The 8,482-nt window shown below is 60.6% G+C and carries 10 protein-coding genes; 4 read left to right on the top strand and 6 right to left on the bottom strand.

Annotated elements, in window-relative coordinates:
* From BLX41_RS36705 to BLX41_RS29920, 4 genes are all read right to left on the bottom strand, one after another.
* The coding region (locus BLX41_RS36705) for a DUF692 domain-containing protein (protein ID WP_259745367.1) at positions 1-836 on the bottom strand (836 nt) is incomplete at its 3' end.
* Between the two features lie 15 nt (positions 837-851).
* A complete protein-coding gene (locus BLX41_RS29930) occupies positions 852-2,012 on the bottom strand; it encodes an aKG-HExxH-type peptide beta-hydroxylase (protein WP_123727773.1) in 1,161 nt (386 codons plus the stop codon).
* Between the two features lie 20 nt (positions 2,013-2,032).
* Positions 2,033-2,503, bottom strand: a complete 471-nt coding sequence (locus tag BLX41_RS29925; RefSeq protein WP_259745366.1) for a GNAT family N-acetyltransferase — start codon at positions 2,501-2,503, stop codon at positions 2,033-2,035.
* 93 nt (positions 2,504-2,596) lie between these two features.
* Positions 2,597-2,854 (bottom strand): Os1348 family RiPP precursor, encoded by a 258-nt coding sequence (locus BLX41_RS29920; RefSeq protein ID WP_102861503.1) that lies wholly within the window; start codon positions 2,852-2,854, stop codon positions 2,597-2,599.
* 621 nt (positions 2,855-3,475) lie between these two features.
* On the opposite strand from BLX41_RS29920, the gene BLX41_RS29915 reads away from it, so the two are divergent.
* From BLX41_RS29915 to BLX41_RS29900, 4 genes are all read left to right on the top strand, one after another.
* Positions 3,476-4,738, top strand: a complete 1,263-nt coding sequence (locus tag BLX41_RS29915; protein ID WP_123727772.1) for an OprD family porin — start codon at positions 3,476-3,478, stop codon at positions 4,736-4,738.
* Positions 4,739-4,982: 244 nt separating this feature from the next.
* Positions 4,983-6,173 (top strand): NAD(P)/FAD-dependent oxidoreductase, encoded by a 1,191-nt coding sequence (locus BLX41_RS29910; protein ID WP_123727771.1) that lies wholly within the window; start codon positions 4,983-4,985, stop codon positions 6,171-6,173.
* Between the two features lie 25 nt (positions 6,174-6,198).
* Positions 6,199-6,588, top strand: coding sequence for a helical membrane plugin domain-containing protein (locus BLX41_RS29905; protein ID WP_123727770.1), 390 nt, complete (start codon positions 6,199-6,201; stop codon positions 6,586-6,588).
* 13 nt (positions 6,589-6,601) lie between these two features.
* Positions 6,602-7,426 carry a methyltransferase domain-containing protein gene (locus BLX41_RS29900; protein WP_123727769.1) on the top strand — a complete coding sequence of 275 codons (825 nt, stop codon included), beginning with the start codon at positions 6,602-6,604 and terminating at the stop codon, positions 7,424-7,426.
* A gap of 25 nt (positions 7,427-7,451) precedes the next feature.
* Here BLX41_RS29900 and pcaC read toward each other — a convergent pair whose 3' ends face one another.
* Complete coding sequence (gene pcaC, locus BLX41_RS29895; RefSeq protein ID WP_123727768.1) at positions 7,452-7,844, bottom strand: 4-carboxymuconolactone decarboxylase; 393 nt, start codon at positions 7,842-7,844, stop codon at positions 7,452-7,454.
* Between the two features lie 22 nt (positions 7,845-7,866).
* Positions 7,867-8,482, bottom strand: a 616-nt coding sequence (gene pcaD / locus BLX41_RS29890) for a 3-oxoadipate enol-lactonase (protein WP_259745365.1), incomplete at its 5' end; no start/stop codon positions are given.

Genomic DNA, 8,482 nt, shown 5'->3' with positions numbered 1-8,482 from the left:
GGCGCGGCCTGCCAGAACAGCGGCTCGGGCCGCAGGGCCTTGATCTCCTTGATCAGCGCCGACAACTGCGGGTCCTCGGCTCGATCGGCAATGTCCCACTCGATGGTGACCGCCTTGAGCGGCGCACACTGCAAGAGTTGGCGCAGGATGTCCCAATCCCGCCGCGGATCGCCGATATGCACCTCGATCAGACGTTGCAGCGGCAACGACCGCAGGTAATCGCGCAAGTCGTAGCCCAGGGCCCTGGCGGTGCTGATGGCACTGTCCAGGTCCAGGAGAAAGCCACTGTCACTGCGCTCGACCACACTGCAAATGAACCCGCCTTCGGAGAGTTCCTGGCCAATGTCCATGGAAAACAGCCTGGGCGCGTTCTCCAGCACCAGGGGGGTCCGGGTGAAGGCCTGCAGCTCGAGGGCGTTGGCCACCACCGTATCGGCCACTTCACGGGCCAGGCTCGGCAAAATGAAATGCTGGGTATCGCCCCCCTGAAACCGTGACCAGGAAATATGCTCCGCCAGCCAGGGGGATGAAGTCCGGTCGCACAGACGGCGGGTCATGTGCAAAAACTCCCGGTCCATCTCGATGCCGACGCTGCCCAGGGACAGGCTGGAAGAGTGCAGCAGCACCGGCACCCGTCCGCCCAGCTCGTTCAGCCGCGGCTGCAGAATGCAGTGGGTGGGCTGGAACTCCAGGTAATCGAAGTACGGCAGCCCTTCACCCAGAATCCGCTCGATGGTGGGATCGAGCCCGCCTGGTTCAGCCCCGGCGCCGTGCGGCAAATGGTATTCCAGCCCTACCCCGGCTTCCGGGAAACGCGAAGAATCGAAGTTTTGCATGTCCGCCTCCCTGGCTCAGGCCGTCATGTGCAGGGGCGCCGCAACGGTGCTGGCCCCCTCGCCCCGACTCAGCAATCCGGCATGACGCCGCTCCAGCCGATGTACCTCTTGCATCAGGTTGCCCAGCAGTTCTCGCCCTTGCGCGGTGAAACCCGGCGCGGTTTCGAAATCTGCCAGCGCCTTGCTCAACCCCCGCAGGATAAACAGCATGCGCTGCTCGGCCCGGTGCATTTCCTCCGCCGGACGGGTCTGGACCCGCTCCAGGTACTTGACCAGGGCGATGTAGACGTAGAAGGCATGGAAGTAGCCATACAAATCACGCTGCTGCCCCGACCAGGGCAAGGTGTACAGGGCCTCCTTGGAGGCATGGGGCTCAACCACCGCAGCGACTTCGACGATGTTGTACAGCAGTTGGTGGGTCGCTTCATGCACCAGCGACTCTTCCATATCGAGTATCGAATTGTCCCGGCTCGACAGCAGGATCACCCCGGTGTAACGGGACGCCGAGCAACTGCGAAAACTGCCGTCGGGCAAATAGCACACGGCCTTGACCAGCACCTGCCACTGTTCGTGACAGGTCGGCCAGGTGTGCTTGATCCGCAGCAGGGCAAGCTGCATGACGTCCTTGAAAAAGGCTTTGGAATAACCCGCCTTCTCCAGCTGACGCCGGGTCAGCTCGTCTGGCGGATAGTCATAACTGGGCGGCGTGACCTGGGTGATCAACGGGTCGACATCGAATCGATAAACCGGCGGGTATTGCTCATCGACCTGTGCATCCTGCGCAGTTTCGATCCGTTGCAGTACTTGCGCAAACTCCAGGAGCCTGGCTTTAACTTCACCATCATCCAGCGTCTTTCCAGTCAACAGATAGTTGACATCGCGAAATGTCAGAATACTCCAGATCTGAAACACTGGATGTCCAACAAGTTTGGAGCGAGCACTTTGCTCAGACAGAATAATATCCAGTGCCTGCTTAAAAAACGGACTCAACGCAGCATCAGCGGCAAACAACTTTGACAGTTCGGCATATAACGCGACAAACATCGTATATCGATTTTTTGCAACTTGCTCCTGCAACTGTAGAAACCGTTCCGGTTCGCTGTCCGGGAGAAAAGTGGTGCCCTGAAATAGCTCATCAATGGAAAGTTCCGCTTGCTTACTGTTAGCGCTGTCCATGGTTCAACCTTCCCTTAAGGTCACGGCAAGGGCTTGTTCATCGTCAGGCTGGCGACTTCATAGCCCAGCAGTTCATAAAGACGACGCGCCCCTTGGTTGTGCCCGAAGACATGCAAACGCATCTCGTCACACCCCCACTCACGCGCCGCCGACTCACCGGCCAACAGCGTCTGCCTGGCATAACCCCGGCGACGTTCGATCGGTTCGATATAGAGATCGAGGATGAAGGCAATCCGTCGAGGGCCCACCTGGCGCTCGGCGATCCACAACTCGCCCACCGCCCGCCCCGCACAAAGCGCCCGCCACAAGTGGTTGTGCGTACTCAGACGACCCTGCGGCAGCAACTGGCGGAACACCTCTGCCGCCTGGAGCGATGCCTGCTCCGGCAGCCATTCACCGGCAGCCACCATGCCGGCGGCATACTCATCCAGGGCTCGCTGGGCGAAACGACTGAAGTCGGCTTCCTGCATCGACACCAGGGTGATGGACACGGACAGACACTCCACTATGACCTTGAATCCCGGTTCCGGCGTGCCGCACTCATGAAACCTTAAGTGCGACACACCGGACTGCACACGCCTCGCTCAGTCCATGCGCGCCTGTTGCTGTTGAGTGTCAAAGATTGCCGCGACACCAATTTTGTCGCGAATCGCCGAACCGGCGCTGGTCAGTTTTGCCGTATCGATACTTTTCACTGCACCCACTTCGGTAACACTCAGGTGCACACCGATGCCTTTGGCTGCTGCTTCTGGGTCCTTTTGCAACTGTGCGGCGAACTCCTTATCCAGAAGTGCGCGACCGACTACCGACGCCAAGCGTTCCTGATTGACTCTCGTACTCATGGTGTTTCTCCTTGTATATTCACAACACGATAAAAAGCCCTCTCCCGACGAAACTTTAAACTTGCCCTTGTCCGTCTTGAGGAACTTCAATATAGCAAGGCAAACCTGCTTTTCCAGCGAGCACAAACCTTTCACTTAAACCTTTTCACGATAATCGATAACACCGAATATCAAGTTTAACTGGCGATTACCTCTATATCCTTTATACAAGAACAACATCCAAAAACAATGGCTTACTACTAAAGCAATAAGTCCTTTTTATTAACTAGTTGATGCCGCCCGCAGCGTCATGGAAATAGCGCAACTTCCAGCATTGATCGATCAGCGAGGACAACCTCAGGATTCATCAGGGATATATCCCCTGGCGCCCCACCACACCCGGTTCGATAACTGTTCGTTAATCGCCCAGAACCCGCATTCGCCAATTGATCGGCCCTGATCCGCGACGCACCATTCCCGGCACCCGAACACACCAATAACAACAGGTTCGATGCCATGCCCTCACGTCCTGCCCGCTCCGGCTGATCCTGCAAGCACCTCCTCCCACACCTTGAAAGCTGTCCGCATGGGCTTTTTGCGGCAGTGGATCGTTGCACCCCTAACAATTAGAGAGACCGACGAATGAAGCCAATCACCCCGCCGCAACACCTTCTGCCCAGCCTTCTGGCCCTGGCGCTGGCCAGCGCCGCCCTGCCGGTCATGGCCGAAGAGTCGGGCTTTCTCGAAGATGCCCAGGCCACCCTGAACCTGCGCAACTTCTACATCAACCGCAACTTCACCAACCCGACCAAGGCCCAGGGCAAGGCTGAAGAGTGGACCCAGAGCTTCATCCTCGACGCCAAGTCCGGGTTTACCCAGGGCACTGTCGGTTTCGGCATGGACGTATTGGGCCTGTACTCGCTGAAGCTCGACGGTGGCAAGGGCACTGGCGGCACCCAACTGCTGCCCCTAGACCACGACGGGCGCCCGGCGGACAACTTCGGGCGCCTGGGGGTGGCTTTCAAGGCCCGGCTGTCGCAGACCGAAGTCAAGGTTGGCGAGTGGATGCCGGTGCTGCCGATCCTGCGTTCGGATGACGGTCGCTCGCTGCCGCAGACCTTCCGCGGCGGCCAGATCACCTCGAAGGAGATCGCCGGCCTGACGCTCTACGGCGGCCAGTTCCGCGGCAACAGCCCCCGCGACGACAGCAGCATGAGCGACATGACCATGTTCGGCAAAGCGGCCTTCACCTCGGATCGCTTCAACTTCCAGGGGGCGGAATACGCCTTCAACGACAAGCGCACCCAGATCGGTCTATGGAATGCCGAGCTCAAGGACATCTACAGCCAGCAGTTCGTCAACCTGATCCACACCCACCCCCTGGGCGACTGGACCCTGGGGGCCAACCTGGGCTTCTTCTACGGCAAGGAAGACGGCAGCGCCCGTGCCGGCGACATGGAGAACCGCACCTGGTCCGGCCTGTTCTCGGCCAAGTACGGCGGCAACACCTTCTACGTCGGCCTGCAGAAACTCACCGGCGACAGTGCCTGGATGCGGGTCAACGGCACCAGCGGCGGCACCCTGGCCAACGACAGCTACAACGCCAGCTACGACAACGCCAAGGAAAAGTCCTGGCAAGTACGCCATGACTACAACTTCGCCGCGCTGGGCGTTCCCGGCCTGACCCTGATGAACCGCTACATCAGCGGCAGCAACGTGCACACCGCCACGGTCAGCGACGGCAAGGAATGGGGTCGGGAAAGTGAGTTGGCCTACACCGTACAGAGCGGCACCTTGAAGAACCTCAACCTGAAATGGCGCAACTCCACCCTGCGTCGGGACTTCAGCAACAACGAGTTCGACGAGAACCGCCTGATCGTCAGCTACCCCATCAGCCTGCTGTAAGCCCCTTCCAACACGGGGCCGAGCCAAAAGGCCGGCCCCTGCAGTTGTCGGCCTTGAACCGTGGCGCCCAAGGAAAGGTCCGTTGGTCGGGCTTAGTAAAAAAAATCTAATACACAGATAAAGTAAAGGGGTATTCACTTTAGGCGGGCAGTGCTCGCTTCCAGAAAAGGAAACCTATCGACTCAGTTCCGTTATCCATCGGATGTCGTACGTGAAGCTGGCGTAGCCTTGGAGGGTCTGCGTTATGAGCAAGCACATCGTCATTGTCGGAGGAGGTGTAGGCGGTACCATCCTGGCCAATCAACTGGTCAGCAAGCTCTACCCGGAGATACTCAGGGACGAGGTCAAAATCACCCTGCTGTCCGAATCGCCGGATCATTTCTACAAGCCCGCCTTCATGTATGTGGCGTTCAACCTGTTCTTCCACGAAGAACTCAAGCGGCCCGAACGCTCCCTGCTCCGCCCCGAAATAACCTTCCGGGTCGACCCCGTCACCCGCTTCGATTTTGCCGGCCAGAGCCTGCACACTCGCAGCGGCAAGCGTCTTGGCTACGATTTCCTGGTGATCGCCACCGGCTGCGTGCCGGCACCGGAACGGATCGAGGGGCTCAAGGAAGCCGGCGACCACTTCTACCAATACCAGCCTGCGCGGCAACTGGCGCAGCGCCTGAGCCGGATCGAAAAGGGCCGGGTGTTCATCACCGTGTCGTTTCCGCAAACCCCCAATGTTCCTCATCAATGCGGCATCGCGCCGGTAGAAACGACCCTGATGCTCGATGACTTCCTGCGGCGGCGCGGAGTACGGGAGCGGGTCGAGATCATCTACACCTACCCCAGCACCGCCCAGCTACTGCGCAATTGTCTGTTCCTGCAACGCCCGGTCGGCGAGGCGCTGCCGAATATCTTCGAACAGAGGAACATCCGCTTCCAGCGCGGCTTCACCCTGGCCAGGGTCGACCCGGATCGGCGTATTGCCTACTCGGAGGAAGGCGCTGAACAGCCTTTCGACATTCTCATGGCCACCCCGCCGATTCGGGCCGTGGACGCCGTGCTCGAATCCGGCGCGTCTCAGGCACAGGGCCAGGAGGGCTGGCTGCCGACCCATCACGAAACCCTGCAAGTCTATGGCCTGGAGCGGGTCTATGTGATTGGCGATACCGTCGACCTGCCGATCAGCAAGGCCGGCGGCGCCTGCCACAACCAGGCCCCGGTGATTGCCAACAACATTGCCGGAGAAATCCGCCTGGGCTCTCCCGAGGCGGTTTATGACGGTAGGGTCCAGGCGGTCGCGCAGATGGGCCTCAATGCCGGCATGCCCCTTTGGTACGACTACACCCACGACGTGCTGCCCACCCCGTCGAGCAAGTTGGGTGGCCTGCTGCGCACCGGATTCAATCGCGGCCTGTACTGGGCCGTAGCCCGCGGAATGCTTTGACCCTGCACAGGGAGGAGACAATGCCATGGATAGCTTCGATCCAAGCATGCCTGGTCCAAGGGCGACCCAGCCTGAAATCGCCGGCACGCCAGGCCTGCAGGCCCTGATGAAAAAGCTCCAGCCGCTGCTGGACAGCGCTCGCCTGGACAACCTGGTCGACCTGTTGTCCCTGCTTTGCGACCTGGTCGACATGCTCGATCAGGCGATGATCGAAAAACTTGCGCAACAGTTCGAAGAAGCCACCGCTGCCAGCTGGATGCTGGGCAATGCACTGCGCATGGCCAAGGCCGAAACCTCAGCGCAGGCTAGCGCTCCCAGCCTGTACGGGCTGCTCTCGCTGCTGCGTGAGGAGGACACGCGACGTGGCGCAGCCCTGCTCCTCAGAACCCTGAATGTCATTGGACGACAACTTTAAAAAGGATGTTTACATGAGTACCAAGCCTCAGCCGACCACGGCCAGGAATCTCGGCACCCAATGGGATCCCCAGGCCTACCAGCAGTTCGTGCGCCTGCGAGAACGACCGGCGGTCGAGCTACTGGATCATGTCGCCCTGCAGCACCCCCATCACATCTACGACCTGGGTTGCGGAACAGGTATCGCCACTCAACTGCTGGCGCAGCGCTGGCCCTACGCGGAGCTGACAGGCGTGGACAGCTCCTCGGAAATGCTTGCCGAAGCCAGCTGCCTGCCGATCAAGGCGCTGTGGCGCAGGTGCGACCTGCTGCAATGGAAAGCCGAACAGCCTGCAGACCTGTTGTTCGCCGCCGCCGTGCTGCACTTCATGAGTGACCACGAACACCTGCTGCCGCGCCTGTTGAACCAGCTCACCCCCGGCGGCTGCCTGGCGGCGCATATGCCCAATTGGCGCGACGCCCTGTGGTATCAGTTGATACTCGAAAGCCTGGAGCAGGCAGGACCGGACGGCAAACCGCTGGGCACCCCGGAACTGCGGGCGTTCATGGCCGAGCGCCGGGTACTGTCGCTGGATGGCTACTACCGTTTGCTGGCGCCCCTGACTCGGGAACTGGACATCTGGGAAACCGAACACCTGCAGGTCGTGGAAGGCCAGTCGCCGATCTTCGACTGGGTCAAGGTCTCGGCCTTGCGCCCCGTACTCCTGAGCCTGGACGAGCGGCAACGACAATGCTTCCTCAACCATTACCTGGCACGGGTACATCGCTACTATCCGCCCGAAGGCGATGGCCGGACGCTGTTCCCGTTCAAGCGGGTGTTCATTCTGGCCACCGTCTGAAACCACGCGGTGCAGCTCTGGCGCCTCAACTACGGGATTCGATGCCCAGTTCGTCCCACACCGATTCCGCCAGGTGGAAGGTGGCGTTGGCCGCCGGGATGCCGCAGTAGATCGCGCTCTGCATGATCACTTCCTTGATCTCGGCTCGGCTCACGCCGTTGTTGGCCGCAGCCCGCAGGTGCAGCTTGAGCTCTTCGTTGCGGTTCATGCCGATCAGCATGGCGATGGTGATCAGGCTGCGGGTGTGCCGCGGCAGGCCCGGACGGGTCCAGATATCACCCCAGGCATGGCGGGTGATCATTTCCTGGAACTCCGAATTGAACTCGGTCAGGGCATTCAGGCTGCGGTCGACATGGGCATCGCCCAACACCGCGCGGCGGACCTGCATGCCTTCGTCATAACGTTGCTTCTCGTCCACAAGGGGCTCCTTGAATCGACTCTCAGGCCAGCAGAAAATCCACGACCCGGGCGCTGAAAGCGTCGCCGGCCTGGACGTTGGACAAGTGCGCGGCATAGAACTCGGCATACTCCGCGCCCGCCACATGCTGCTGGATGAAATGCCCGCCGGACGGTGGTGTCACGGCGTCTTCAGTGCCGGCAATCACCAGGGTGGGCACCTTGATCGCCCTCAGCTGTTCACGGAAATCCGCGTCCCGCACCGCCGCGCAGTTGGCCGCATAGCCTTGCGGCGAGGTGGCCGCGAGCATGTCGGTGATCAACTTGGCCTGGTCAGGGTGAGCTTCGGCAAAGTCGCTGGTGAACCAGCGGGCGATGGAGGCATCGCGCAACGCCACCATGGCCGCCTGGCCGTCACGCAGCACGGTCTCGATCCGCGGGTTCCACACAGACGGCTCGCCGATCTTCGCCGCGGTGTTGCATACCACCAGCTTGTGCAGGCGCTCGCCGGCATTGATCCCCAGCCACTGGCCGATCAGGCCGCCCATGGACAGGCCGCAGAAATGCGCACGCTGGATATCCAGCGCATCCAGCACCGCCAGAACATCCTGGCCCAGTTGCTGGATGCTGTAGGGCCCCTCGGTCACCAGCGAAAGGCCA

The sequence above is a fragment of the Pseudomonas protegens genome (genome assembly GCF_003732485.1).
In the GTDB taxonomy this organism is placed as follows: domain Bacteria; phylum Pseudomonadota; class Gammaproteobacteria; order Pseudomonadales; family Pseudomonadaceae; genus Aquipseudomonas; species Aquipseudomonas protegens_B.
Note: the sequence above shows the minus strand (reverse complement) of the source record. Positions and strands in the feature narration are given on the sequence as shown.

Coding starts and splice junctions, on each gene's coding strand:
- BLX41_RS29930 (WP_123727773.1), bottom strand. CDS start 2,012: ATGGACAGCGCTAACAGTAAGCAAGCGGAACTTTCCATTGATGAGCTA.
- BLX41_RS29910 (WP_123727771.1), top strand. CDS start 4,983: ATGAGCAAGCACATCGTCATTGTCGGAGGAGGTGTAGGCGGTACCATC.
- BLX41_RS29900 (WP_123727769.1), top strand. CDS start 6,602: ATGAGTACCAAGCCTCAGCCGACCACGGCCAGGAATCTCGGCACCCAA.
- BLX41_RS29905 (WP_123727770.1), top strand. CDS start 6,199: ATGGATAGCTTCGATCCAAGCATGCCTGGTCCAAGGGCGACCCAGCCT.
- BLX41_RS29915 (WP_123727772.1), top strand. CDS start 3,476: ATGAAGCCAATCACCCCGCCGCAACACCTTCTGCCCAGCCTTCTGGCC.
- BLX41_RS29920 (WP_102861503.1), bottom strand. CDS start 2,854: ATGAGTACGAGAGTCAATCAGGAACGCTTGGCGTCGGTAGTCGGTCGC.